The sequence below is a fragment of the Catenulispora sp. GP43 genome (assembly GCF_041260665.1).
Classification (GTDB): Bacteria; Actinomycetota; Actinomycetes; order Streptomycetales; family Catenulisporaceae; genus Catenulispora.
Map to the genome: position 1 here is coordinate 215,313 of NZ_JBGCCT010000012.1, position 25,234 is coordinate 240,546.

At 70.0% G+C, this 25,234-nt stretch carries 23 protein-coding genes; 13 read left to right on the plus strand and 10 right to left on the minus strand.

The features are described 5' to 3' along the window. Window positions 1-4: 4 nt before the first annotated feature. Together ABH926_RS24985 and ABH926_RS24990 are read left to right on the plus strand one after the other, a co-directional pair. Window positions 5-1,333, plus strand: coding sequence for a sensor histidine kinase (locus ABH926_RS24985; protein WP_370368165.1), 1,329 nt, complete (start codon window positions 5-7; stop codon window positions 1,331-1,333). Next, the gene (locus tag ABH926_RS24990; RefSeq protein ID WP_370368166.1) at window positions 1,330-2,025 is read left to right on the plus strand and encodes a response regulator; all 696 of its coding nucleotides are present in this window, start codon (window positions 1,330-1,332) and stop codon (window positions 2,023-2,025) included. The genes ABH926_RS24985 and ABH926_RS24990 overlap by 4 nt, the downstream gene beginning before the upstream one ends. Here the strand turns inward: ABH926_RS24990 and ABH926_RS24995 are convergent. From ABH926_RS24995 to ABH926_RS25010, 4 genes are all read right to left on the minus strand, one after another. Then, window positions 1,985-2,257, minus strand: coding sequence for a hypothetical protein (locus ABH926_RS24995; RefSeq protein WP_370368167.1), 273 nt, complete (start codon window positions 2,255-2,257; stop codon window positions 1,985-1,987). The genes ABH926_RS24990 and ABH926_RS24995 overlap by 41 nt on opposite strands. 145 nt (window positions 2,258-2,402) lie before the next feature. Further along, entirely contained in the window at window positions 2,403-4,814 is a 2,412-nt protein-coding gene (locus ABH926_RS25000) for a ricin-type beta-trefoil lectin domain protein (RefSeq protein ID WP_370368168.1), read from the minus strand. Between the two features lie 117 nt (window positions 4,815-4,931). Further along, a complete protein-coding gene (locus ABH926_RS25005) occupies window positions 4,932-6,098 on the minus strand; it encodes a winged helix DNA-binding domain-containing protein (protein WP_370368169.1) in 1,167 nt (388 codons plus the stop codon). After that, on the minus strand, window positions 6,095-6,328 hold the full coding sequence (locus ABH926_RS25010) for an SCO4848 family membrane protein (RefSeq protein ID WP_370368170.1): 234 nt from the start codon (window positions 6,326-6,328) through the stop codon (window positions 6,095-6,097). Before ABH926_RS25010 ends, ABH926_RS25005 begins: the two co-directional genes overlap by 4 nt. Window positions 6,329-6,450: 122 nt before the next feature. Between ABH926_RS25010 and dnaE the strand changes: the two genes are divergently transcribed. The 6 genes from dnaE (at window position 6,451) to ABH926_RS25040 (ending at window position 14,866) form a co-directional block, all read left to right on the plus strand. Beyond that, entirely contained in the window at window positions 6,451-10,023 is a 3,573-nt protein-coding gene (gene dnaE, locus ABH926_RS25015; RefSeq protein ID WP_370368171.1) for a DNA polymerase III subunit alpha, read from the plus strand. Between the two features lie 2 nt (window positions 10,024-10,025). After that, the gene (locus tag ABH926_RS25020; RefSeq protein WP_370368172.1) at window positions 10,026-10,658 is read left to right on the plus strand and encodes a nitroreductase family protein; all 633 of its coding nucleotides are present in this window, start codon (window positions 10,026-10,028) and stop codon (window positions 10,656-10,658) included. 32 nt (window positions 10,659-10,690) lie between these two features. After that, a complete protein-coding gene (locus tag ABH926_RS25025) occupies window positions 10,691-11,530 on the plus strand; it encodes an inositol monophosphatase (RefSeq protein WP_370368173.1) in 840 nt (279 codons plus the stop codon). A 207-nt stretch (window positions 11,531-11,737) separates the two neighbouring features. Further along, the gene (locus ABH926_RS25030; protein WP_370368174.1) at window positions 11,738-12,055 is read left to right on the plus strand and encodes an ArsR/SmtB family transcription factor; all 318 of its coding nucleotides are present in this window, start codon (window positions 11,738-11,740) and stop codon (window positions 12,053-12,055) included. After that, complete coding sequence (locus tag ABH926_RS25035; RefSeq protein WP_370368175.1) at window positions 12,052-12,561, plus strand: SRPBCC domain-containing protein; 510 nt, start codon at window positions 12,052-12,054, stop codon at window positions 12,559-12,561. The genes ABH926_RS25030 and ABH926_RS25035 overlap by 4 nt, the downstream gene beginning before the upstream one ends. A gap of 526 nt (window positions 12,562-13,087) precedes the next feature. After that, window positions 13,088-14,866, plus strand: a complete 1,779-nt coding sequence (locus ABH926_RS25040) for a phospholipase D-like domain-containing protein (protein WP_370368176.1) — start codon at window positions 13,088-13,090, stop codon at window positions 14,864-14,866. A gap of 66 nt (window positions 14,867-14,932) precedes the next feature. On the opposite strand, the gene ABH926_RS25045 is transcribed toward ABH926_RS25040, so the two are convergent. Then, window positions 14,933-15,766 (minus strand): NAD(P)H-binding protein, encoded by an 834-nt coding sequence (locus ABH926_RS25045; RefSeq protein ID WP_370368177.1) that lies wholly within the window; start codon window positions 15,764-15,766, stop codon window positions 14,933-14,935. A 128-nt stretch (window positions 15,767-15,894) separates the two neighbouring features. On the opposite strand from ABH926_RS25045, the gene ABH926_RS25050 reads away from it, so the two are divergent. Continuing rightward, a complete protein-coding gene (locus tag ABH926_RS25050) occupies window positions 15,895-16,914 on the plus strand; it encodes a helix-turn-helix transcriptional regulator (RefSeq protein WP_370368178.1) in 1,020 nt (339 codons plus the stop codon). Here ABH926_RS25050 and ABH926_RS25055 read toward each other — a convergent pair. After that, entirely contained in the window at window positions 16,841-18,307 is a 1,467-nt protein-coding gene (locus ABH926_RS25055) for a class II fumarate hydratase (RefSeq protein WP_370368179.1), read from the minus strand. The genes ABH926_RS25050 and ABH926_RS25055 overlap by 74 nt on opposite strands. Before the next feature lie 162 nt (window positions 18,308-18,469). On the opposite strand from ABH926_RS25055, the gene ABH926_RS25060 reads away from it, so the two are divergent. Further along, window positions 18,470-19,126 (plus strand): Bax inhibitor-1 family protein, encoded by a 657-nt coding sequence (locus ABH926_RS25060; RefSeq protein ID WP_370368180.1) that lies wholly within the window; start codon window positions 18,470-18,472, stop codon window positions 19,124-19,126. A gap of 9 nt (window positions 19,127-19,135) precedes the next feature. Here the strand turns inward: ABH926_RS25060 and ABH926_RS25065 are convergent, their stop codons facing one another. The 3 genes from ABH926_RS25065 to ABH926_RS25075 form a co-directional block, all read right to left on the minus strand. Further along, window positions 19,136-20,413 (minus strand): MFS transporter, encoded by a 1,278-nt coding sequence (locus tag ABH926_RS25065; RefSeq protein WP_370368181.1) that lies wholly within the window; start codon window positions 20,411-20,413, stop codon window positions 19,136-19,138. Beyond that, on the minus strand, window positions 20,410-20,952 hold the full coding sequence (locus ABH926_RS25070) for an ArsR/SmtB family transcription factor (RefSeq protein ID WP_370368182.1): 543 nt from the start codon (window positions 20,950-20,952) through the stop codon (window positions 20,410-20,412). The genes ABH926_RS25065 and ABH926_RS25070 overlap by 4 nt, the downstream gene beginning before the upstream one ends. Before the next feature lie 62 nt (window positions 20,953-21,014). Further along, window positions 21,015-22,127, minus strand: a complete 1,113-nt coding sequence (locus ABH926_RS25075) for an LCP family protein (RefSeq protein ID WP_370368183.1) — start codon at window positions 22,125-22,127, stop codon at window positions 21,015-21,017. 224 nt (window positions 22,128-22,351) lie between these two features. Here ABH926_RS25075 and ABH926_RS25080 point away from each other — a divergent pair, with 224 nt between their 5' ends. After that, window positions 22,352-23,251: a DUF1003 domain-containing protein gene (locus tag ABH926_RS25080; protein ID WP_370368184.1), complete on the plus strand. Its 900-nt coding sequence runs from the start codon at window positions 22,352-22,354 to the stop codon at window positions 23,249-23,251. A gap of 1 nt (window position 23,252) precedes the next feature. Here ABH926_RS25080 and ABH926_RS25085 read toward each other — a convergent pair whose 3' ends face one another. Continuing rightward, window positions 23,253-24,104: a hypothetical protein gene (locus ABH926_RS25085; protein WP_370368185.1), complete on the minus strand. Its 852-nt coding sequence runs from the start codon at window positions 24,102-24,104 to the stop codon at window positions 23,253-23,255. A gap of 149 nt (window positions 24,105-24,253) precedes the next feature. On the opposite strand from ABH926_RS25085, the gene ABH926_RS25090 reads away from it, so the two are divergent. Continuing rightward, window positions 24,254-24,673 (plus strand): SRPBCC family protein, encoded by a 420-nt coding sequence (locus ABH926_RS25090; protein ID WP_370368186.1) that lies wholly within the window; start codon window positions 24,254-24,256, stop codon window positions 24,671-24,673. Then, window positions 24,673-25,200, plus strand: coding sequence for a MarR family winged helix-turn-helix transcriptional regulator (locus ABH926_RS25095; RefSeq protein WP_370368187.1), 528 nt, complete (start codon window positions 24,673-24,675; stop codon window positions 25,198-25,200). The genes ABH926_RS25090 and ABH926_RS25095 overlap by 1 nt, the downstream gene beginning before the upstream one ends. The last annotated feature ends 34 nt before the right edge of the window (window positions 25,201-25,234 follow it).

Consider the following 25,234-nt stretch of genomic DNA (forward strand, 5'->3'; position numbering starts at 1 on the left):
GGGCGTGAAGAAGACACGACGCGGCTGGTGGCTGGTGGACGGCCTGCTGGTGGCCGCCTACCTGCTGCTGATGGCGATTGTCATGCCTTATCTGCGCGAGTCCCACACAGTGCAGTTCTTTCCGAACGGCCTGTACAGCCCGATGGGCCGCGTCATGGTCGTACCCGGCGGGTCGATCAACGAGACCATCTACCGGGCCGACGGCTGGACCAGGTCGCTGCCCGCGCTGCTCACAGTCGCCCTGCTGCCGCTGGTCCGGCCCAGGCCGCTGGTCTTCGCCGGCACCGTCACCATCGGCCAGCTCCTGATCGCCACCGTGCACGCTTCGGGGGACGTCCGCTACGCGATGCTCGTCGCGGCCGAGTTCTGCCTGCTCGCCATCGCGCTGGCCTGGCCGCGGCGCACCTCGGCGAAGGCCGCCGTGCTCATCGGGGCCGGCGGCCTGGCCTCCGTGGTGGGGTTCCCCATCGGCGCCTCGCAGCTGATGCCGACGCACGTCATCGTGGTCAGCCTGCTGACCCTGGTGGCCTGGCTGATCGGCAGCTCCTCCCGCGAGCGCCGGGCCGGCGCGGCCCGGCAGCGCGCCGACGCCGCCGCCCAGGCGGTGGCCAACGAGCGGCTGCGCATCGCCCGCGAACTGCACGACATGATCGCGCACAGCATCGGCATCATCGCCATCCAGGCCGGCATGGGGAACCGGGTCATCGGCACGCAGCCGGCCGAGGCGCAGAAGGCATTGCGGGCGATCGAGGACACCAGCCGGGACACGCTGTCACAGCTGCGCCGCACACTGACCGCGCTGCGCCACGGCGAGAATGCCGAAACCCCGACCGATCCGGCGCCGGGCCTGGCCGACCTGGACAAGCTGGTGGACTCCACGAAGCACGCCGGCGTGCTGGCGATCGTCGAGACGATCGGGATCCCGCGGCCGCTGCCCGGCGAGATCGACCTGGCCGCCTACCGGATCGTCCAGGAGTCGGTGACCAACGTGGTGCGCCACTCCGGGGCCCGCACCTGCCGGGTCCGGGTCGAGTACGAGGACGGCGCGGTGGCGGTGACCGTCAGCGACGACGGCCACGGCGTGCTGGGCTCCGGCGGCACCGGCTTCGGCCTGGTCGGCATGCGCGAGCGAGTGCACCTGGTGCACGGGACGTTCAGCGCCGGCCCGCGGCCCGGCGGCGGGTTTCTGGTGAGCGCGACGCTGCCGGTGCCCGGCGGCTTCGGGACGACGTACGGCACCGCGAAAGACGACGAGCAGGACGGCGAGCAGGCCGGCAAGCCGATCTCCCCCGCGCACCCCGCGCCCGACCCGAACCCGGCGGTGACCCCGTGACCCAGGACCAGAGCAGTGCCCCGATCCGCGTCATCCTGGCCGACGACCAGCCCCTGATCCGCTCCGGCCTGCGGGTCCTGATCAACGACGCGCCGGACATCGTGGTCGTCGGCGAGGCCGGCACCGGCGCCGAGGCCGTGGAACTGGCCGCCGAGCTCGCCCCCGACGTGGCCGTCATGGACATCCGCATGCCCGGGATGGACGGCATCGAGGCGACCCGCCGCATCACCGAGTCCTCCGGCACCACCCACGTCGTCATGCTCACCACTTTCGACGACGACGAGTACGTCTACTCCGCACTGCGCGCCGGCGCCAGCGGCTTCCTGGTCAAGGACATGGCCCTGGACTCGATCCTGGACGCGGTCCGGGTCCTGGCCTCCGGCGACGCCCTCATCGCCCCGAGCATCACGCGCAGGCTGATCGCCGAGTTCGCGATCCGCCCCGCCCCGTCCGGCGCCGCGGCCAACCGGGGCGACAAGGCCCTGCTGGACGGCATCACCGAGCGCGAGCGCGAAGTGCTGACCCTGGTCGGCCGCGGCCTGTCCAACGGCGAGATCGCCGAGGAGTTGTTCATCAGCGCGGCCACCGCCAAGGCGCACGTGGCGCGGCTGTTCACGAAGCTCGCCGCGCGCGACCGGGTGCAGCTGGTCATCACGGCGTACGAGGCCGGGCTGGTGTCGCCCTCACGCTGACCACGCCAGCGACCATGTCCTTCGCCCGCCAGTCGCCGTCGTGGACCTGCTGGTCCGAATACCGATTCATGGTCAGCGGGTTCATGTTGCTCGCCTGGTACAGATCGACCTCGACGAAGGTCGCGTCCTCGCCGGCTTCGCACCGGATGTTCGCGAACGCCGGGTGCAGCCCGTGGATGTCGGCGGCGTCCGTCACGTTCTGTCCGACGTGGAACGCCGGCTTGCCCGGCACCGCCGCCGAGAGCTTGTCGCACGCCGGCAGCGTCTTGTAGTCGCCGGTCCCGCCGCCGCGCAGAAGCAGTGCCGTCGTCGTCCCGGCGGCTGCCAGGACGACGACGGCACCGACGATCCCCGTGTTCTAGCCCTCATTCACCGGACTATGGCAGGGTCCATTGCTGGTTGGCCCCGTCGTTGCAGTCCCAGATCTCCAGTTGTGTGTAGTTGGCGGTGTTGAAGGCCGGATCGTCCAGACACTTGCCGGATGCCACGCTCACCAGCTCGCCGTTCGACTGCGGCACCCACTGCTGGTTCGCGCCGCCGTTGCAGTCCCACAGCTCGACCAGCGTGCCGTTCGCCGTGTTGTTGCCGGTGACGTCCAGGCACTTGCCGCTGGCGCCGTCCAGCTGCAGGTAGCCGTTGGCCCAGAACCAGGTCTGCGCCGCGCTGTTGTTGCAGTCGTACATCTGGACATGGGTGCCGTCGGCCGTGGAGCCTCCGTTGTCGTCCAGGCACTTGCCCGCCTCGGCCGAGGGGACCGGCCCCTGATGCAGGACCTGCGTGGAGCCCGGGGTGATGGAGAAGTTGTCGAACTCGTCGGTCTGGTAGCCGGTGACGCCCAGGCCGGCCTGGCCGTTGGTCCAGGTGCCGTCGGTGGCGCTGCCGACGGTCTTGCCGTCCACGGTCGCCGTCAGCGTCGAGCCGTTCAGCTGGAAGGCGACGGTGTGCCACTTGTTCAGGCCGAGCGCGGAGGTGGTGCCGCTGGCCAGCGTCGTGAAGTTCCAGGAGTTGTCGCTCTTCACGATCGACCACGCCCCGGAGTCGGCGACCCGCAGGTGGTAGGCGTTCAGCCCGTTGTTGTTCGTGCCCTGCAGGTTCGCGCGGCCGATGAGCTCCACGCTGCTGGACTGCTCGAACAGCGCGTCGCTCTTGACCGTGTAGTTCGACCAGGTCTGGTCGCCGATCAGCGTGTACGGGGCGTCATAGGACTCCCCGGTCCAGCGGATCGGCTCGTTCGGCGCCATCTGGCGCAGGCACGTGCCAGCGCGGCCGGCGTCGCAGGAGGCGGTCTGGAAGGCGCCGTTCATGTCCGAGAAGTACCGCGGCGAGGTGGTCGTGGCCGCGGTGTCGAAGTTGTTCGTGTACGGCAGCGGCATCGCCGAGGCCGCCGGCGGCGAGGTGACGCCCTTGCCCTGGCCAGTGGTCGTGGTGAAGGTGTAGACGTAGCCGGGCTGGAGGGTCACCGTGTAGGACCCGCCGGAGGGCGTGACGTCCCCGCTGTGCACGAACCAGTCCGAGGAGTTGCCGGAGTTCACGTTGGTCTGCCACACGTGGACGGTCCCGCCGGACAGGCCGCCGGCCACCTTCACGGTCATCGTCTGCGCGGCGGTGGCGTCCATGGTCTCCACCACGGTGCTGTAGTCGCTGCCGTTCGACGACTTCAGCGACACGTAGCTGCCGTTGGCCCGGTTGCCGCCGAGGAAGCCGCTGCCGGAGTCGAGGTATTTCCAGCCCGGCGCGGTGAACTGCGAGGTCTGCGCCATGACCCAGGTGGTCTTGCCGATGTAGTAGTTGCCGGACCACGGCTGGTTCGCGATCCCGAGCCCCTGGTCGGCGTAGTGCAGGTTCGGGTAGATCGCCGATATCAGCGGCCAGTTGATGTACGCGGTCATCTTGCCGTCGATGTAGTCGCGGTTGAGGGCCCGGGCCACGCTCGGCGCGCCGAAGGTGGAACTGCCGTCGGTCGACTCCGAGCCGTTCTCACTGGCCCACAACGGTTTGTTGAGGTTCACCGCGTTCGCGGTGCTGTCGCAGGAGTCGAACGCGCTCCCGTAGCCGCAGGGGTAGTGGACGCCGACGATGTCCACGGAGTTGTTGAACGCCGAGTCCGAGGTCATCGAGTCCGCGACGCCCCAGCCGCTGTCGGCCCCGACCACCTTGGTGGCCCCGTAGCCGTGCGAGTTCAGGGCGCTCTTGAGGTTCTCGTACCAGGTGGTGTTGTAGTCGCGCTCGTTCCAGCCGCCGAGGTAGTCGACGGTCAGGTTGTGCTGCGCGGCGCAGCCGAACCAGTCCATCAGATAGTTGATGGTGTCGGTGGACCAGAAGCCGCCGTTGATCCAGCCCGGGGCGCCCCAGGCCAGACCGTAGATCTTGATGTTCGGGTTGCGGGCCTTGGCCTGCTCCGCGAGCCACCATTCGTAACCCTGGTCGCAGTCGACGACCCCGCGGCTGTGCTCGTGCGAGGCCTCGGCGCCGTCGGTGGAGTTGGTGTCGCCGCCGATCTCGATCTTCAGGATCTGCAGCGAGGCGCCGTATCCGGGCTTGAACAGGTAGTCCAGGATCTGGCTGCGTTCGGGCTCGGGATAGTCGACCAGCAGGCGGGAGTTGCCCCCGCCGCCGCTGATCGCCCCGATGCCGTCGAAGGTGCGGCCGGAGGAGCCGCCGTCGACGGTGACGGTGGTGGAGGTGGCCGCGTGCGCCGCCGGGGAGGCGACGGCCCAGCCGGTCAGGACGCTGAGGAGGAGGGTGAGGACGGTGGCGAGCGCGGTGCGGCGGCTTGCAGCGGGTGACATGAGCACGCTCCAACAGATTCGACTACGAATAAACGCCATCGATCGCAATCGCACAGGTTAGGCGCACCGTCACCCATCGTCAACAGCCCCCTTACACCAGGTTTCCAAAAGGGCGTCTCAGCCTTCTGAAATCTCCCGTTCAAGAGGCGTCCGGAACCGCGGCGTCACCCGGTGCTCCCCCAGCACCGCCCGCAACCGCTCGGCCTCCACCGCGATCGCCGCCTCGGCATCGCCTCCGACGTCCCGCAGCACCGTGGTGACCAGCGTCCCGTCAGCCCGCTGCGTCCAGCCGCCCACGACCTCGCCGTTCCACCAGACGGTCGGACCCACGTTCCCCGCGCGGTCGAACAACCGCGGCCGGATCCCATCGGCCAGGTACCACTCGCGCCCCTGCCAGCCCATCGCCGTCGGGTCCAGGCCCGGCAGCAGCGCGGCCCAGGGCTCGGTCGGCGCGACCTGCTCCAGGTCGTCCGGCAGCACCCAGCCGGCGGCGCCGTCGCCGAGCGTCACCTGCGCCGCGCCCACCGCCTTGAGCGCCTTACGGGCGTCGGTGACCTTCCAGCCGGTCCACCACTTCAGGTCCGCCTCCGTGGCCGGCCCGAACGCGTGCAACCAGCGCCGGGCCAGCTCCGCCTGCGCCTCGGCGACCGCGATCTCGGCGTGCCCGTTGCCGGGCTCCCACCGGTGCTGGCTCGACAGCCACGTCCCGACCGGCCGCCCGCGCACCACCGCGCCGTCGAAGCCGAGCACCCGCAGCACCCGGCCCGAGGCCGGCTGCCAGGCCTCCCACTTCGTGCCCTTGCCGTACAGGACCTGGTCGCGCAGCCCCGGTACGGACGTGCCCAGCTCCGCACCGGTCGCCGCGCCGCGCCGGCGGACCTCGGCGACGGTCGCCGCCTCGACCCGCTCCAGCCAGGCGGCGTCCAGGCCGGCGTCGGCCGCGCTCTTGAGCAGCGAGCCGCGTTCCTTGGCCCACATCTCGCGGGTCGTCGACGCCTGCACCACCGCGGCCAGGCCGGCCGGGACGACGAACAGCGTCTGCCGCATGCCGTGCATCCGCACCAGCGTCCGGTCGTCGTACAGGGCCCGCTCGACCTCGCCGAACTCCGGCTTCTCCAGCCGGGCCAGCGCGGACAGATAGACCGTCGCGGCGTCGGTCGCGTGCAGGGCGACCAGTGCGTCGGCCACGGCCTCCGCGGAGGCCGCCCGCGCGCCCGGGGCCAGCAGGTGGCGCCTCGCCAGCCGGGCCCGGCGTTCCCCGTCGTTCACCACACGTGAAGTCACGCGTTCATCTTGCGCAGCCCCCGCAGCGAGCGCCACCCGATCACGCCGATCGACACCCCGGCCACGATCGACACGGTGACCAGCACCGCGTGCACCAGGAAGAACGACGTGGGCCCGTTGTCCCAGGACCTCTTGTCGTCCCAGATGGCCTCCATGAAGCGGGGCCAGATGATCACCGACCACACGCCGAAGGCCAGAAGGAACCACGACGCGACACGCCCGAGTTTCACTCGCACACTCCTACCTACCAGCAGATCCGTAGGCAGCCTATCGGCACCCGCCGCCCTCCCCCGCGAACCGGATTAGACTCTCGGTGCCCCACCGAAGCCGCGCCACCGCAGGAGGATCCTCCGTGTCCGATTCCTTCGTCCACCTGCACGTTCACACCGAGTATTCGATGCTCGACGGTGCGGCACGGCTGAAGGACATGTTCAAGCATGCCGCCTCGCTCGGCATGCCCGCGGTGGCGATGACGGACCACGGCAACATGCACGGCGCGGCCGACTTCACCAAGCAGGCGATGGGCGCAGGGATCAAGCCGATCCTCGGGATCGAGGCGTACGTCGCACCGGAGTCGCGCTACAACCAGAAGCCGATCCGCTGGGGCCAGCCGCACCAGAAGTCCGACGACGTCTCCGGCGGTGGCCTCTACGGCCACGCCACCATCTGGGCCAAGGACGTCACCGGCCTGCAGAACCTCACCAAGCTCTCCTCCCGGGCTTTCACCGAAGGCTTCGCGCGCAAGTACCCGCGCATGGACGCCGAGCTCATGGCGCAGCACTCCGCCGGTCTGATGGCCACCACCGGCTGCCCCTCGGGCTTCGTCCAGACCCGGCTGCGCCTGGGCCAGTTCGACGAAGCCCTCGCTGCCGCCGCGCAGTACCAGGAGATCTTCGGCAAGGACAACTTCTACCTGGAGCTGATGGACCACGGTCTCGACATCGAGACGAAGGTCCGCGACGGGCTGTTGGACATCGGCAAGCGGCTGAACATCCCGCCGGTGGTGACCAACGACTCGCACTACACCTACCGCGAAGAGTCCGCCGCGCATGACGCGCTGCTGTGCATCCAGACCGCCTCGAACGTCGCCGACCCGGACCGTTTCCGGTTCGGGGGCGACGGCTACTACCTGAAGTCGGCCGACGAGATGCGGGCGATCGCGGCGAACGACGAGATCTGGCAGGAGGGCTGCCGGAACACGCTGCTGATCGCGGAGAAGGTGAACCCGGAGGGCATGTTCGCCTACCGGAACCTGATGCCGCGCCTGGAGGCGCCGGACGGCCTGACCGAGGACCAGTGGTTCCGCAAGCTCGCCTACGACGGCCTGAACAAGCGCTTCCCGGCCGGGGTGCCGGACGAGAAGACCTACCACGACCGGCTGGAATTCGAGCTCGACGTCATCTTGTCGATGGGCTTCCCGTCCTACTTCATCGTGGTCGCCGACTTCATCAACTGGGCCAAGGACAACGGCATCGCCGTGGGCCCGGGCCGCGGTTCGGCCGCAGGCTCGCTGGTGGCCTGGTCGCTGGGCATCACCGACGTCGACCCGATCCCGTTCGACCTGCTGTTCGAGCGGTTCCTGAACCCCGACCGCGTCACCCCGCCCGACATCGACATCGACTTCGACGACCGCCGCCGCTCAGACGTGATCCGGTACGTCACCGAGAAATACGGCGAGGACAAGGTCGCGATGATCGCCACCTTCGGCCGGATCAAGGCCAAGGCGGCGATCAAGGACTCCAGCCGGATCCTGGGCTACCCGTTCGCGATGGGCGACCGCATCACCAAGGCGATGCCGCCGGACGTGATGGGCAAGTCGATGCCGCTGAGCGGCGTGTTCGACAGCAACCACCCGCGATACGGCGAGGCCGGCGAGATCCGCGGGATGTACGAGCAGGACGCGGACGTCAAGAAGGTCATCGACACCGGCCGCGGCGTGGAGGGCCTGATCCGGCAGCCCGGTGTGCACGCGGCCGGCGTCATCATCTCCCCGGAGACGATCACCGACCACGTCCCGGTCATGATGCGCCCGGCCGACGGCGTCATCATCACGCAGTTCGACTACCCGACCTGCGAGGAAATCGGCCTGATCAAGATGGACTTCCTGGGCCTCAGGAACCTGACGATCATCACCGACGCCCTGAACAACGTCGAGACCACCACCGGCAAGAAGCTCAACACGCTGGAGTTCCCGCTCGACGACCCGCTGACCTACGAGCTGCTGTGCAAGGGCGACACGCTGGGCGTGTTCCAGCTCGACGGCGGGCCGCTGCGCTCGCTGCTGCGCCAGATGCGCCCGGACAACTTCGAAGACGTCTCGGCCATCATCGCCCTGTACCGCCCGGGCCCGATGGGTGCGAACTCGCACATCAACTACGCCGAGCGCAAGAACAACCGGCAGCCGATCACGCCGATCCACCCGGAGCTGGAAGCGCCGCTGAAGGAAGTCCTGGGCGTCAGCTACGGCCTGATCATCTACCAGGAGCAGGTGATGGCGGCCGCGCGGGTGCTCGCCGGCTACTCCCTGGCCCAGGCCGACCTGCTGCGCCGGGCGATGGGCAAGAAGAAGAAGGAAGTCCTCGACAAGGAGTACGTGGGCTTCGAGAAGGGCATGGCCGACAACGGCTATTCGGCCCAGGCCACCAAGGCGGTGTGGGACGTCCTGGTCCCGTTCGCCGACTACGCGTTCAACAAGTCGCACTCGGTCGCCTACGGCTTCATCGCGTATCAGACCGCGTACCTGAAGGCCCACTATCCGGCCGAGTACATGGCCGCGCTGCTCACCTCGACGGCCACCGACAAGGACCGCTCGGCGATCTACCTGGCCGAGTGCCGCCGGATGGGCATCAAGGTGCTCCCCCCGGACGTCAACGACTCGCTGCACCAGTTCACCCCGGTCGGCACCGACATCCGCTTCGGCCTCGGCGCGATCCGCAACGTCGGCGAGAACGTGGTCTCCTCGATCATCGCCACCCGCAAGTCCAAGGGCCGGTTCACCTCCTTCAACGACTTCCTGGCCAAGGTGGACCTGCCGGTCTGCAACAAGAGGACGATCGAGTCGCTGATCAAGGCCGGCGCCTTCGACTCCCTGGGGCACTCCCGGCGCGGGCTGATCGAGCAGCACGAGCGCGCGATCGACTCGGTGGTGGACGTCAAGAAGCAGGAGGCGCTCGGCCAGGACTCGCTGTTCGGCTCGCTGCTGGACGGCGGCCAGGAGGCCATAACGGGCGGCATCGAGCTGGCCTTCTCCGACATCGAGTGGGACAAGAAGGTGCTGCTCGGCTTCGAGCGGGAGATGCTGGGGCTGTACGTCTCGGACCATCCGCTCTCCGGCGTGGAGAACCTGCTGGCGTCCAAGGCCGACTGCTCGATCGCCTCGCTCACCGGCGAGAACGACCGCGCCGACGGCTCCATCGTCACCATCGCCGGCCTGGTCGCCGGGCTCGCCCGCAAGGTCACCAAGCAGGGCAACACCTGGGCCGCGGCCTCCATCGAGGACCTCGAGGGCGGCATCGAGACGATGTTCTTCCCGCAGACCTACCAGCTGTACTCCACGCAGCTGGCCGAGGACGCGGTGGTCGTGGTGAAGGGCCGGCTGGACAAGCGCGACGAGGTGCCCAAGCTGATCGCGATGGAGGTCGCGATGCTCGACATCTCCTCGGCCGGCAGCAGCGCCCCGGTGGTGCTGCACGTCTCGGAGAACCGGGTGATCCCGGCGACCGTGGAGCGGCTGAAGCGGATCCTCACCCGGCACCCCGGCACCACCCCGGTGCGGATGCACCTGAAGGGCCGGGAGGACAAGGTGGTCCGGTACCAGCTCGGCGACAACCTGCGGGTGGCGAACTCGCCGGCGCTGAGCTCCGATCTCAAGGTCCTGCTGGGCGCCGGCTGCTTCGGTGCGGACCCCTCGCAGACGGCGGAGTGAGCATGGAATTCCAGGATGTGATCCGCAAGCGGAAGATGGTCCGGGCCTTCACGACCGAGCCCATCGCCCCGGAGGTGAGCGAGCGCCTGCTGCGCGCCGCCAACCGGGCGCCGTCCGCCGGGTTCTCGCAGGGGTACGCGATGCTCGTGCTGGAGTCGGCCGAGGACCGCTCCGCCTTCTGGGAGGCGATGGATCCCGAGGGCGAGTACGAGGGCACGCCGCTGCGCAACGCGCAGATGATCGTGATCCCCTGCTCCAACAAGGACATCTACCTCGACCGCTATGCCCGGCCCGACAAGGGCTGGTCCGACCGGGACGAGGCCCGCTGGCCGGTGCCGTTCTGGCACATCGACACCGGCATGCTGACGATGCTGCTGCTGCTCGCGGTGGTCGAGGAGGGACTCGGGGCGCTGTACTTCGGGATCCCCCCGACCTCGATCGGCAACGTGCGCGCGGAGTTCGGGATCCCGGCGGAGTTCACGCCGATCGGCGCGGTCGCGATCGGGCACCCGGACGAGGACCGGGACGCCCGGCAGAAGACGTCGCGCAAGACGATCAAGCGGCGGACGGTCGAGGACATCACGCATCGCGGACGCTGGCAGGCCCAGACCGAGGCCCAGACCGACAAGGACTGAACGCCCTTGCGGTGATCTGCGACAGTGAGACTGTGATTTCCTTCGCGGAGCTGACCGAAGTCGAAAACATCATCCGTTCCGTCAACGAGAAAGCGGTCCTGCCGCGCTTCCGGAGCCTGAACGACTCCGACGTCGCCATGAAGGGCCCGATGGACCCGGTCACGGTCGCCGACCGCGAGGCCGAGGACCTGCTGCGCGAGCACCTCACCACGTTCCTCCCCGGCTCGGTCGTCGTCGGCGAGGAGGCGGTGTCCGAGGACGCCTCGGTCCTGGACGCCCTCACCGGCAGCGCACCGGTGTGGATCGTCGATCCCATCGACGGCACCCGCAACTTCATCGCCGGCTCCGGCCGCTTCTCCACGCTGGTGGCACTGTCCGTGGGCGGCGTGCTCCTCGCGTCCTGGTCCTACGCACCGGTGCTGGGACGCATCGGCACGGCCCTGGCCGGCCACGGCGCCCGCGTGGACGGCCGGCCGGCCCGCGTGGCCCCGGCCGCCGACCCCGCCGCCCCGACACTGCCGATCACCACCAGCCACCCGGTCTGGTGGCCCGCCGGCTACGGCCGCGGCGTGGACGCGATGCGCGCGGCGGACCTGGACGTCCGCTACTTCGACGCGTGCGGCATCGAATACCTCGACCTGGCCACCGGATCGCGCTCGGGGATGGTGATCACCTGGGAGTACTGCTGGGACCACGCCGCCGGCCTGCTCCTGGTCGCCGAGGCCGGCGGCCATGTCGCCGCGCTGGACGGCTCGCCGGTGCGGCTGGAGGGCGGCAACGTGCTGCCGTTCATCGCCTCGGCGCAGGCGCGGACGACGGATCGGATCCGGCAGATCATCACGGAGTCGGCGGCGGGGCCGGCTGCCGTGTGAGGCGCTGCCCCGGAACCCCTATCTGCGGATGTCCGTCGACATCGACGGCACGGTCCACGAGACGGTCAGCGGTTCGTTCGAGGAGTGCCTCGACGAGATCGAGCACTCACTGTGGCGTGGGTTCCGGAGAGCTACCTCTGCGAAGAGTTCGAGTTCCGGCGCCATATGCCTTGACAGACATATAACCGAAAAGGAATACTCGCTGTCATGACAGTCGCTGCAGCCTTCCAAGCCCTCGGCGAACCCCGCAGGCTGGCGATCCTGGACCTCCTGCGCGAAGGCGAGAAATCCGTCGGCGAGCTGTCCGACCGCCTGGGCGCGAGCCAACCCGCGGTGTCCAAGCACCTGCGCGCCCTGCGGGAAGCGGGCCTCGTCGAGGTGCGTCCCGACGCACAGCACCGCTACTACCGCATACGGCCCGAACCGCTGGCCGAGGTCGACGACTGGCTGGCGCAGTACCGGTGGCTGTGGACGCGGAGCCTGGACCGCCTGGAAGCACATCTGGAAGACCGGAGGAAGACATGAGCGAAGCGACGTTGACGACCGGCGGGACGCAGGGTGCCGCGATCCGGCTGGAGCGCGCGCTGCCCGATCCGCCGACCGTCGTGTGGCGGGCGCTGACCGAGCGCGAGCAGCTCAAGGCGTGGTTCCCGTGCGATGTGATAGTCGACGGCGGGCGCTGGGAGCCCGGTGCCGGCCTCAGCTTCGTGTTCGGGGCCGAGGCGGACGGGCTGATCATGAAGGGCGAGGTGCTGGAGGCACGCGAGCCGGAATCGCTGGCCTTCACCTGGGGCGAGGAGACGCTGCGCTTCACCCTGAGCCCGCAAGGCACCGGCACCCTGCTGGTGCTGGTCGACGAACTGCGCCCGGGCATCGCCGCGCGCAACGCCGCGGGCTGGGAAGGGTGCCTGGAGCTGCTGGCCGGCGGCACCCGGGACAAGGACACCTGGCGGCCACTGTTCGAGCGCTACACCGCCTTGTTCTCGCCGACGCTCGGCGAGCAGGAGGGTCCGCCCGCGGGGATGGAGTGAGCCGCGGGGAGACCGTCCCCGCGCGGGGTGATTCAGTGTTCAGCACGTAAAAGCCCCGGATCCAGCCCTGCGCGTCCAGCGTGACCCGGCCGGTATCCGCCGTTGCGCGCGGCCAGATCGGTGCGGAGCGCCTCGGGCGGCGGCGCGCCGTCCCACAGAGGCCCGACATCTCGACAATATCGATATCAGAGTTCTGGGTCACCGCGACGGATTCTGCGGCGGATTCCGCGGCGGATTCCTTTATGTGCGCGCAAACCGGAGATACCGGCCGAACCCAGCAACCCATTGATTTGATCATCGGCGGCAGGGCATTCTGGAAGGCTTGCCAGGCGCCGGAATATATCCCGCGTCTGCTTCGCCCTGCCCGCTTGCGTACCGGGCACGTCGGCGACAAGTGTTGTTCATCTAAAAGTTCTGTCAAAGTCTCTATGCACCTTAAGTGCTGATCTGTACTTTCCGTTGTGGGCTTCGCCCTGCACTCTCCGCCCTCACCCCCACCTGTCCCGCCACATTCAGGAGAACCGGAATGCTCAGCTCTGCCATACGCCGCTTCGGACTCGGCGTGGTCGCCACCGCGACCGCCGCGTCCGGCGCGCTGCTGGCGCCGGCCGCCCACGCCGCCGGCACCTACAGCCTGTTGATCCTGCCCGACCACGGCGAGAACGCGATCTACAGCTTCATCAACACCGCGACCAAGAGCATCGACGTCACGATGTACGAGTTGCGCGACACGACCATCACCACGGCCCTGGTGAACAAGCAGAAGGCGGGCGTCAAGGTCCGGGTGATCCTGGACGGCAAGCAGACCTCGGTGAACAGCGCGGCCTACAGCGCGCTGCAGGCCGGCGGCGTGAGCGTCGTGTACAGCTCCTCGGCGTTCACCTACACGCACCAGAAGACCATCACCGTCGACGGCGCGACGTCCTGGATCAGCACCGGCAACCTGGACAGCACCTACTACGCGACCTCGCGCGACTACTCGGTCTTCGACACCGACCAGAACGACGTGGCCGCCGTGGAGCAGGTGTTCGGCGCCGACTTCACCGACACCTCGATCACCCCGAGCGACGGCGACAACCTGGTCTGGTCGCCGACCGACTCGCAGACCCACCTGCTGGCCCTGATCAACGGCGCCACCAAGACCCTGGACGTCCAGGAGGAGGAGTTCGGCGACACCGCGCTGATCAACGCGATCGTGGCGGCCGCGCAGCGCGGGGTGACGGTGCGCGCCGTGCTGGAGAACACCGGCGGCAAGTACAACAGCGAGATCAGCCAGGTCGAGGCGGCCGGAGTCAAGGTGACGCAGTACACCTCGCAGACCGGTTTCTACGTGCACGCCAAGGCGATCGTCGCCGACTACGGCACGGCGAGCGCGAAGGTGTTCCAGGGCTCTGAGAACTTCTCGGACAACTCGCTGAACGCCAACCGCGAACTCGGCCTGATCATCTCCGACTCCGGGGTCCTGACCGGGATCGAGAACACCTTCACCGCCGACTTCAACCAGACGCCGAGCAACGGCGGCGGCAGCACTTCCACCGTGACGGTCAGCAACCCGGGCAACCAGACCGGCACCGTCGGCACCGCGGCCTCCGTGCAGGTCTCGGCCGCCGACTCTGCGTCCGGCCAGACCCTGGCCTACACCGCCACCGGTCTGCCGGCCGGCCTGTCCATCAACGGCTCGACCGGCGCCATCTCGGGCACCCCGACCACCGCGGGCACCAACTCCGTGACGGTCACCGCCACCGACGGCACCGGCGCGTCCGGCAGCACCACCTTCACCTGGACGGTCAACGCGGCCGGCGGCGGCAGCGGCTGCGCCGGCGGCCAGCTGCTGGGCGACCCCGGCTTCGAGGACGGCGCGAGCGACACCTCCTGGACCGCCTCCTCCAGCGGCATCATCAACGACGACACGACCGACGAGCCGGCCCACTCCGGTTCGTGGGACGCCTGGCTCGGCGGCACCGCCGGCACCACCGACACCACCGACACGCTGTCCCAGACCGTCGCGATCCCCAGCGGCTGCACGACCTACTCGTTCAGCTTCTACCTGCACACGGACACGGCCGAGACCAGCACCACCAGGGCCTACGACAAGCTGACGCTGCAAGTTCTGGACGGCTCCGGCAACGCCCTGAGCACGCTGAAGACCGTCACGAACCTGAACGCCACCAGCGGCTACGCCCAGCAGACCTACTCGCTGGCCTCGTACGCCGGCAAGACCGTCACGCTGAAGTTCACCGGCACCAACGACTACGAGGACCCGACCTCGTGGGTCATCGACGACGCCGCGTTGAACGTCGGCTGACACCTGGCGAAAAGCCGCTCTCGGCCGCCCTTGGAAGGCGGCCGAGAGCGGCTACAGCTACAGCGCTCAGAACGCCTCGGTGTTCGCCTCGACCCAGCTGCGGAAGTCCCGCGCCTTGTGTCCGGTCAGCGTCTCGACGTCCTCGCTCACCGCGTGCGGGCGCTCCAGGGACTGCGCCCAGAACTTGAGGATGTCGGCCAGGATCGGGGCCGGGACGTAGGCGCCCATCTGCTGGCGCACCTGCTCGACGTCGATCTCCACATACCGGATCGGGCGGCCGAGCACCTCGCCGATGACGCGGGCCTGATCGGCGTGCGTGAGCAGCTCCGGACCGGTGAGGTGGTACGCCTTGCCGGCGTGGCCCTCGGAGGTCAGCGCGGCCACCACGGCATCGGCGATGTCCGCCTCGTGGATCACCGGGGCCGCGGCCTCGGCGTAGGCGCCGCGGACCTCGTCGCCGTGCTTGGTCTGGTAGCTCCACGGCAGGATGTTGCCGGCGAAGGTGTCCGGCCGCAGGAACGTCCAGCTCATCCCGGAGGCGCGGAGCAGCTGCTCGAGCTCGTGGTGCCGGGTGGCGATCGGGCCGTCCTGCGCCTCGACGCCGTCGTCGACCGCGCCGGAGGACAGCAGGACCACGTGCCGCACGCCGGCGGCTTCGAAGGCCGCGACCAGCTCCGCGCCGACCTCCGGCGCGGGGAACAGGAACACCGACTCGACACCGTCGAGCGCCGGCCGCACGGACGCCACGTCGGCCAGGTCCGCGGCCACCGTCTCGACCCCGGCCGGCCACTGCGCCCGCTCCGGCCGGCGGCTCAGCGCCCGCACCGGCTGCCCCTCGTCGGCCAGGCGCTCCACGACGACGCGGCCGACGTTACCGGTGGCACCAGTGATCAGGATCATGAGTTCTCCCAGGTTCGTGATGATGAGCGGTGGTGAGCGGTGCCTCATCGGCCCCGCATGAGTAACACTAGGAAGACTTGAGGACAGGTTCGGTCCTCGTTTCGCAGTGGATTTCCCAAGGGGGGCTCATGCTTCAGACCTCGGCCCGGCTGTTGCGTCTGCTGTCCCTGCTCCAGTCACGCCCCGACTGGCAGGGCACCGAACTCGCCGACCGCCTGGACGTCACCACCCGCACGGTCCGCCGCGACATCGACCGGCTGCGCGACCTCGGATATCCCGTGGACTCCACCCCGGGCATAGCCGGCGGCTACCGTCTCGGCGTCGGCGCGGCCCTTCCCCCGCTGCTGCTGGACGACGACGAGGCGGTGGCCGTGGCGGTCGGCCTGCGCGGCGCGGCGGCGGGCTGGGTGACCGGGATCGAGGAGAGCTCGCTGCGGGCGCTGAGCAAGATCGAGCAGATCCTGCCCTCGCGGCTGCGCCACCGGGTCAGCGGTCTGCAGTCCGCGATCATGCTGCTGCCCGGCGACTGCCCGGTCGTCGACGCCGACGTGCTCACCGCCCTGGCCTCGGCCTGCCGGGCCCACGAGGGCGTCCGCTTCGGCTACCGGGACAGCACACGGCGCGTCGAGCCCTACCGCCTGGTCCGCGCGGGGCGGAACTGGTACCTGCTCGCGTACGACCTGGACCGGGCCGACTGGCGCACCTTCCGCGTGGACCGCGTCGGGCGCCCGATCCAGCCCGGCGCCCGGTTCACCCCGCGTCCGGAGCCCGCCGGGGACACGGCGACGTACGTCTCCGACTCGCTGACCCGCGCGCCGTACCAGTACCAGGCCACGATCTTGTTCCACGCACCGCTGGCGGACGTCGCCCAGACCACCAGCCCGACCGCCGGCCGCCTCGAAGCGCGCGACGAGAACTCGTGCCTGTACCACACCGGCGCCGAAGCCCTCGACAGCATCGCGATCTACATCGCGCTCAAGGGGTTCGACTTCGAGGTGTTGGATCCGCCGGAGCTGAAGGATTTCGTGGCCGAACTCGGTGCGCGGCTCACGCGGTCCGCCGCTACCCCCGCCGCTACCCCTCGCCCCGCCGTCCCTGGCCCGTCATCGCCTTCGGGTCCACGATCGCGTCGAACTGCTCCGCGGTGAGCCACCCGCTGGCGATCGCCGCCTCGCGCAGCGTCGTGCCCTCGGCGTCGGCGGTGTGCGCGATCTGCGCGGCCCGGTCGTAGCCGATCTCGGGAGTCAGGGCGGTCACCAGCATCAGGGAGCGGCCCAGGTCGTGGTCGATGCGCTCGCGGTCGAGTTCGGTCCCCTCGATGCAGAACACGCGCAGGTTGCGGGACGCGTCGGTGAGGATGCGCGCGGAGTGCAGGAACGAGGAGGCGATCAGGGGCCTCATGGTGTTGAGCTCGAAGTTGCCCATGCCGGCGGCGGTGGCCAGGGCGCTGTCGTCGGCCATCACCTTCAGGCAGACCATCATCGTGGCCTCGCACTGCGTCGGGTTGACCTTGCCGGGCATGATCGAGCTGCCCGGCTCGTTCTCGGGCAGCCGCAGTTCGCCCAGGCCGTTGCGCGGGCCGGAGCCGAGGAAGCGGATGTCGTTGGCGATCTTCAGCAGCGGTACCGCGACACCGCGCAGCCCCGCCGAGGCCGCGACCATCGCCTCGGCGCCGGCCAGGGCGGCGAACTTGTTGGGCGCGGTGACGAAGGGCTGGCCGGTGAGCTCGGCGAGTTCGGCGGCGAAGCGTTCGGCGAATCCGGGCGGGGCGTTCAGGCCGGTGCCGACCGCGGTGCCGCCGGCGGCCAGTTCGTACAGGCCCGGCAGCGCCGATTCCAGGCGGTCGGTCGCGGCGGCGATCTGGGCGGCGTAGCCGGACCACTCCTGGCCGACCGTGAGCGGGACGGCGTCCTGCAGGTGGGTGCGGCCGGTCTTGGGAACGTCGGCCCACTGCTGGGCCTTGTCGTCGAGCGCCGCGTGCAGGTTCCGCAGCTCGGGCAGCACATGGTTCTGCAACGCCAGCACGGCGGCGACGTGGGTCGCCGTCGGGAAGCTGTCGTTCGAGGACTGCGCGAGGTTGACGTGGTCGTTGGGGTGGACCGGCGACTTGCTGCCGAGTGTGCCGCCGGCCAGTTGGATCGCGCGGTTGCTGATGACCTCGTTGACGTTCATGTTGGTCTGCGTGCCCGAGCCGGTCTGCCAGACGTACAGCGGGAAGTGCTCGTCGAGGTCGCCGGCGATGACCTCGGCGGCGACCCGGGCGATCAGGTCGGCCATCCAGCGCGGCAGCCGGCCGGCCTGGCCGTTGACCAGTGCGGCGGCCATCTTGACGTAGCCGTAGGCGTGGTGGATGCCCTGGGGCATGTGGTCGTCGCCGACCGTGAAATGCTCCAGCGAGCGCTGCGTCTGGGCGCCCCAGTACTTGTCCGCCGGAACCTCGACGGCCCCCATGGCGTCGGTCTCGCGCCTGGTCCCGGCCACGTCCAGGCCGACGGGGAGGTCGAGGATCGCAGGAGGTGTCTCCGGCTCCGAGTTCGTCATGCGACCTCCGTTCGGGAACGCCAGAATGCCGATGCAGTAACGCTAGCGGGCCCGCGGAGACTGTGCCTTCCGAGACAGGCCGCGGGCACGAGACCATAACGATCAGCGAGGCCGGCCGGCCTCGCACTACTGAACGCCCCCGACCGGGGGTAGGAGGTGACCGTGTACGACACGACAATGTCCCGCCAGGGCTACGGGATCTCGACGAACACCCTGTTCGCGCGCACCATGGGCTTCGTCGCCGCCACCGCGGCGCTGTTCGCGCTCGGCGCCTACACCGGCCGCAACCTGGCCCACGGCGCCGGCTTCATCGCGTTCATCGCCGCCTTCGCGGCCCTGATCGCGATGCGCTTCACCGCGGCCCGCTCGCCCCAGGCCACGGTGCTCCTGCTCGGCGCGTTCGGGTTGCTCATGGGCATCGCGATGGCGCCGACCCTGGTCTTCTACGCGACCACCGACCCGAAGGCCCTGTGGCAGGCCGGCGCCGCCACCGCGCTGTTCGTCGGCGCCCTGGGCTCGGCCGGCTACGCCACCGAGCGCGACCTGTCCGGGGTGGCCCGGGCGAGCTTCTGGGCCCTGGTGGCGCTGCTGGTCTTCGGCGTCGTGGCCATCTTCGTGCGCATCCCGCACGCCTCGGTGATCTACAGCGTGGCCGGCCTGGTGATCTTCGCCGGCTTCACCCTCGTGGACTTCCAGCGGCTGCGCCGGGTGCAGAACATCCAGTCGGCGCCGCTGCTGGCCGCGTCGATCTTCCTGGACATCCTGAACGTGTTCCTGTTCTTCCTCAGCCTGTTCGGCGGGAACGGACGACGCAACTGACCCGCGGTATCAGACCGACGCGCTGACCGCCGGTTCGGCTCCATGTAGGGGATGTGGAGCCGTGGCCGGCGGCAGATCCCGGACCGGCCGCAGGGGCGAGATCAGCAGGACCAGTCCCGCGGCCGGCACCCCGGCGGTCGTGATCCACATCGCGGTGGGCACGCCGGCCAACGCGCCGAGTACGCCGCCGAGCAGAGCACCGAGCGGGAGCGTCCCGTAGTTGATGAACGAGGCGCTGGCGTTGACGCGCCCCAACAACCCCGGCGGGCAGTACGCCTGCACGAAGCCGGCCTTGATGACGTTGCCCGCGACCACACCTGCCGAGACGCTGAACGCCCCGACCAGATAGCACAGAGTCCCGATCCCCTTGGCCGTCGCCGCGATCAGCACCGCGGGCAGCGCGAACCCGACCTCGAACAGCAGCGTCGCGCGCGCCGTGCCGATCCGTGCGGCGACCCGCCGGACCAGGAACGCCCCGAAAACCCCGCCGGTGCTCGCCGCGGCCACCAACAGGCCGACCGTCCCCGCGCCGAACCCGACGTCGCGGACCAGGAACACCGGCAGGATCGACTGATAGGCCATCAAGGCCAGGTTCGAGACGCCGCCGAACACCGTGAGGGTCCTGATCCACCGGTCCCGCGCGACCAGCCGCAGGCCTTCGGCGATCTCGCGCCGCATCACGCGCTCCACCGGCCGCGGCCGCTTCTCCTCGGCCCGGATCGATGTCAGACAGAGCACTGACACGACGAACGTCGAGGCGTTGACCAGCATGACGTCGAGCCCGCCGAGCGCCTGCGTCAGCAGCCCGCCGCCGCCGTTCCCGACGATCTGCGCCGCCGACGCGCTGCCCTGCAGCTTGGCGTTGCCCTCGGCCAGGTCCTCGGACGCGATCAGTGTCGGGAGGTAGGCGCGGTAGGCGGTCTGGTAGAACACGGAGGCCGCGCCGACCAGCAGCGTCACGGCGAGCAGGTACCCGACGCCGCCGCCGATGAGCGGGACGCTCGCGAGCAGGGCCCCGGACGCCGCCGCCGAGGCCAGCATCACCGGACGGTGCCGCGTCCGGTCCACCCACACCCCGACCGGCAGCGCGATCACCAGCCACGGCAGCCAGGCGGCCATGCTGAGCAGGCTGACCGCGAAGGTCCCGGCGTGCAGCGTCGTGATGGCCACCAGCGGCACGGCCACGCTCGTCACGGAGGTGCCGAACTGGTCGGCGACGTCGCCGACGTAGAAACGGCGGAAGCCGGGGTCGCGGAGCAGCAGGCTGGAAGCGGCGGTCCGCCTCATTTCCGCGGGAACGACTGGATCTGCACCGACACCGGCGAGCCGTCGGGGTCCTGCGGCGCACCGGCGTACCGGTCGACGAGCGCCAGCAGATCCGCGTTGAGGGCGGCGAGCTGTTCGGGCGTCAGCCTGAGGTCCTGCCAGTCCGAGAGCGTGGCAGCGCTCTGCCATTCCGGGCTCCAGTCCTCGGCCAGGAACCGTTCGGTCCGGTCGAAGCACTGCCGCACGATGGCGCCGAGGTAGATGCCGAGCGCGCGCTCCCCCGGCATGTCCGACGGCTCGAGCACCTGGCGCTCGTCCACGGCCCGCCACCACCGCTCGCGCTTCGTGCCGCGCTCGACGTCCTCCTCGATGAAGCCGTGCTCGGCCAGCAGGCGCAGGTGCCAGCTGAGCGTCCCGGTGCTCTCGCCGAGGCGGCCGGCGAGCGTGGTCGAGGTCGCGGGGCCGTCGGCCTTGAGCGTGTCCAGGATGTCCATGCGGAGCGGATGCGCGAGAGCACGTAGGGATCGGACGTCCATGCGGCGGATCGGCTTGGCAGGCATGCCGCCACCGTACTCTTACAGAGAATCCTCTGCAAAGAGTCATCTGCAAGAGGGTCCGGCGGTCAGTTCACGCAGGCGACACCGCCCACGGTGGTGGCGTCGGAGACGGACGGCGGCGCGGCGGTCGGAACGGTCCGCGCGACAGACGCCCGATGCGCGCTGCTCGCGCTGTGGCCGGCGGCCTTGGCACCCGAGAAGTACTGCTTCATCGCGGCCTGGATCTTCGCCGGGTCGACCAGGTTCACGTCCTCGCCGTCCTGCGTCGTGAAGCCCTCGACGGGCAGCGTGTGGAACTGGATCCGCCCGGCCTTCAGGCCGCCGGCCTTGGTGATCAGGGAGAGCACGTCGAAGCCGTTGTCCACGACGACGTCCCGCTTCAGCGCGCCGACCAGGTCCGAGAGCTTGCCGAGGTCGGTGAGCACGCCGTCGTCGGCCAGCTTGCGCTGCACCGCCGACAGGAACGCCTGCTGCCGCCGGGTCCGGTCCAGGTCGCCGCCGGGCAGGCCGTGCCGTTGCCGGACGAACGCCAGTGCCTTCGAGCCGTCCAGGGTCTGCACGCCGGCCGGGAAGTCGGCGCCGGAGTAGTCGTCCTGCACCGCGTTGTTCAGGCACACGGTCACGCCGCCCAGAGCCGTCGCCACGTCGTAGAAGCCGGCCAGGTTCACCTCGGCGAAGTGGTCGATCGGGACGTTCAGCAGGGCCTGCACCGCGGCGATCGCCGAGGCCCGGCCGGCCTCGCGGCCCGCGGCCTGCAGGGCGTCGCCGGTCGGCCCGTTGCCGGTCTTCGCCAGCGCCGCCTCCCGGGCCGCCTTGGCCCGGCCGTAGGCCTCCTTGATCTTGTGCCAGCCCTGGTTCGGGATGTCGACCCAGTCGTCGCGCGGCACCGACACCGCGGTGGCCGGCGAGCCGTCGGCCGGGACGTGCAGCAGGATCAGGGTGTTGGTGTTGTAGCCGCCGACGTCGCTGGAGGAGCCGGCGTGCAGCTCGCCGAGCACCGCGCGCGGCAGGTCGTGGCCCTGGTTGTCGCGGCGCGAGTCCAGGCCCATCAGCAGGATGTTGACCGAGCCGTCGTGCGACTTCGGGATGGTCCCGCCGAGCGCGGCCGAGCGCTGGAAGCCGCCCAGCACCGCGGCCCGCAGCCAGGCCCCGGTGACGCTGACCAGCAGCACCGACATCGACAGCGTCGAGGCCGCCGCCCACAGCCAGCGCGAGCGCCGGCTCCGGGGGGCCCGCGCGGGCGGCCGGGGACGGGGCCCGGGTCGGCGACCATTGGGTCCGGCGGCGTACGGCGTTCCCGATGATGGTTGGTGCACATATCCAGCAAACCGCGTGAAGCGGCGTACCCTCAGGCGACACGCCATGACGGACGGTTTGTGAGGGTTCGACTATTTTATGGCCTGTGAGCCTCTACACGTCCATGCGCCATCCCCACGTCCACCGGCGGATCCGGCACGGCCACGCCCGGATCGAGCACGAGTACGCCGGCTCCGGGACCGGCGGGCGGCTGGCGGCGTGGATCACCCGCAGGCTGGGGTCGATGTGGACGGTCTACGTGTGCGTGGCGCTGACCGTGGTGTGGATGCTGCTGGGCTCGCGGGCGTTCCTCGGGTTCGACCCGTATCCGTACCCGTTCATGCTGTTCCTGGGCAATGTGGTGCAGCTGCTGCTGATCTTCGTCATCCTGCTCGGGCAGCAGGTGCTCGGCCGCACCGGCGACCGGCGCGCGGTCCAGACCTTCGAGGACGCCGAGGCGATCCTGCACGACTGCGAGCAGATCCAGAACCACCTCATCGCCCAGGACCGGCACCTGGCGGCGTGCGTGGTGCTGGACGAGATCGAGCAGTTCCAACTGACCGCCGCCGCCGAGCGCTTCGCCGCCCCGCCGTCGATGGCCGACGAGCACATCGGCGTCAACGCCCGGCTGGCCGCCCGGATCACCGCGCGGTGCGGCACCATGCCCGCCTTCTACGTCGCGGCGGCGTTCCAGCTGGTGTGGATCACGCTGGCGCAGACCGGGGTGCTGCGCTTCGACCCGTACCCGTTCGCGTTCCTGCTGTTCCTGTCGAGCCTGGCCCAGCTGCTGCTGATGTTCGTGATCATGCTCGGCCAACAGGTCCTGGGCCGCGCCGCCGACCGGCGCGCGGAGATGACGTTCCGCGACGCCGAGGCGGTGCTGCGGGCCTGCGAGCGGCTGCAGGCGCACCTGCGGGCCCAGGACCTCGCGATCCGGCACGTGGTGGAGCACATGACGGCGTGCGGGGAGCGGCGGGACGGCGCGAGTCGGACCGCGGCCCTTTAGGTCAGATGACGCCGGCCGCGACCAGGGTGCCGATGACCAGCAGCGTCCCGGCGGTCAGCAGATTGGCGCCGCGGTCGATCCACGGCGCGGTGAGCAACTTGGCCCCGGCCGCGGTCGCCGTGGTCAGCCCGACGATCGTGGCGACGGTGACCGCCGCGAACGCGATCAGCGAGCCGATCGAGGCCCCGACGCCGACGGCCCCGGCGGCCAGGAAGACCGGCAGGATCGTGAGATCCGGCGAGGCCGCCGCGCCGAAGGGGACCAGGAAGGCGGCCAGGCCTCGAGCGTCGCGCCGCGGGTGGGTCTCGGTGTGGATTTCGGTGTTGGTGTGGAGGCCGGTGTTGGTGTGGAGGCCGGTGTTGATGTGGAGGCCGGTGTTGGTGTGGAGGTCGGTGTTGGTGTGGAGGTCGGTGCGCTCCAGCGTCGCGATGCCGTGGGCGTGCTCGTGCACGTGGTCGGGGTGGTGGTCATGGCCGTGATCGCCGTGATCATGCGCGTGCCCGTGATCATGGTCGTGATCATGGCCGTCATGGCTGTGCCCGTGGCCGCGCCCGACCGCCTCCATGACCAGGAACACCAGCCCGGTGACCAGCAGGATCCCGCCGATCACCACATCGGTGTGCCTGGCGACCGTGGTCCGGAACTGCAATCCGACCACCATCAGGATCGCGCCCAGCAGCAGCGAGACCAGGACATGCGTGACCCCGGCGGCCAGCGACAGACGCACCGTGCGGCGCGTCGGGTACCGCCTGGTCCGGGACAGAACCGCCAGCGGCATCCAGTGGTCCGGCATGACGGCGTGGCCGAACCCGACTCCTGCGGCGGCGAGCATCAGAGCGGGAAGCGTCTTCACGCGGTCCACTATAGCTTCACATCTTCGCATTGACGAATATGAGCAAGTATTGCAACCGCCTCTCACCTGCGAGAACTTTGCAGTTGCCAGATAGCCTGCGCGCAGATAGTCTGTGCACAGAGCAAATCCACCACGGGAGGGGAACCACCATGTGGGAGTACGAGTACAGCGCCACGGCCGAGGTCACGCCGAACGCCGTCTGGACGCTCTGGGCCGACCCGCTCGGCTGGCACGCCTGGAACGACGGCGTCGGCGAGGTCGAACTGCACGGCCCGTTCGCCGCCGGCACCGAGTTCACGATGACCCCGCCCGGCGAGGACACCATCCGCATGCGGATCACCGAAGTGGTCCCGGACAAGGCCTGGATCGACGTCTGCGAGGTGCCGGGCATGCTGATCACCACCCACCACCTGATCGAGGACCTCGGCGCCGGCCGCACCAAGGTCACCTACCGCACCGAGATCACCGGCGAGGCCGCCGACCAGGTCGGGCCCGAGATCGGCCCGCAGATCTGCGCCGACTTCCCGGACGTGGTCGGCAAGCTGCTGGCGCTGGCGGCGGACGCCTGATGGCCGACGGTGCGGGCGAGCAGCAGGCCGGCGGTTCCGATCCCGCCGGAGCCACCGGTCCGGGCGTTTCCGGTGATTCCGGCGATCGCACCGGCTCCGCGGGCCCCGGCGACCAGCCCGGCTTCCTCCTCTGGCGCGTCACCCTGCGCTGGCAGCGCGAGATCGCCGCGGTCCTGGCGCCGCTGGACCTCACGCACGTCCAGTTCGTCCTGCTCGCCTGCACCTTCTGGCTCAACGACCAGGGCCTGGCCCCCAACCAGGCGACCGTCGCCGAGCAGGCCGGCACCGACGTCAAGATGACCTCGCAGGTGATCCGCACGCTCGAGGCGAAGGGCCTGATCACCCGCGAGGTGGACCCGGCCGACACCCGGGCCCGCCGCCTGCGGGTCACGGAGGCCGGCGCCGATCTGGCCCCGCGGGCGATGGCGGCGGTGGAGGCGGCCGACGCGGCGTTCTTCGGTCCGGTCGCGCGCCCGGAGGCGGTCGGCATGCTGAGCCGGCTGGCGCGCTTCACCGAGCCCGGATAGCCGGACGGTCGGATACTCGGCCAGCCGGGTAGCG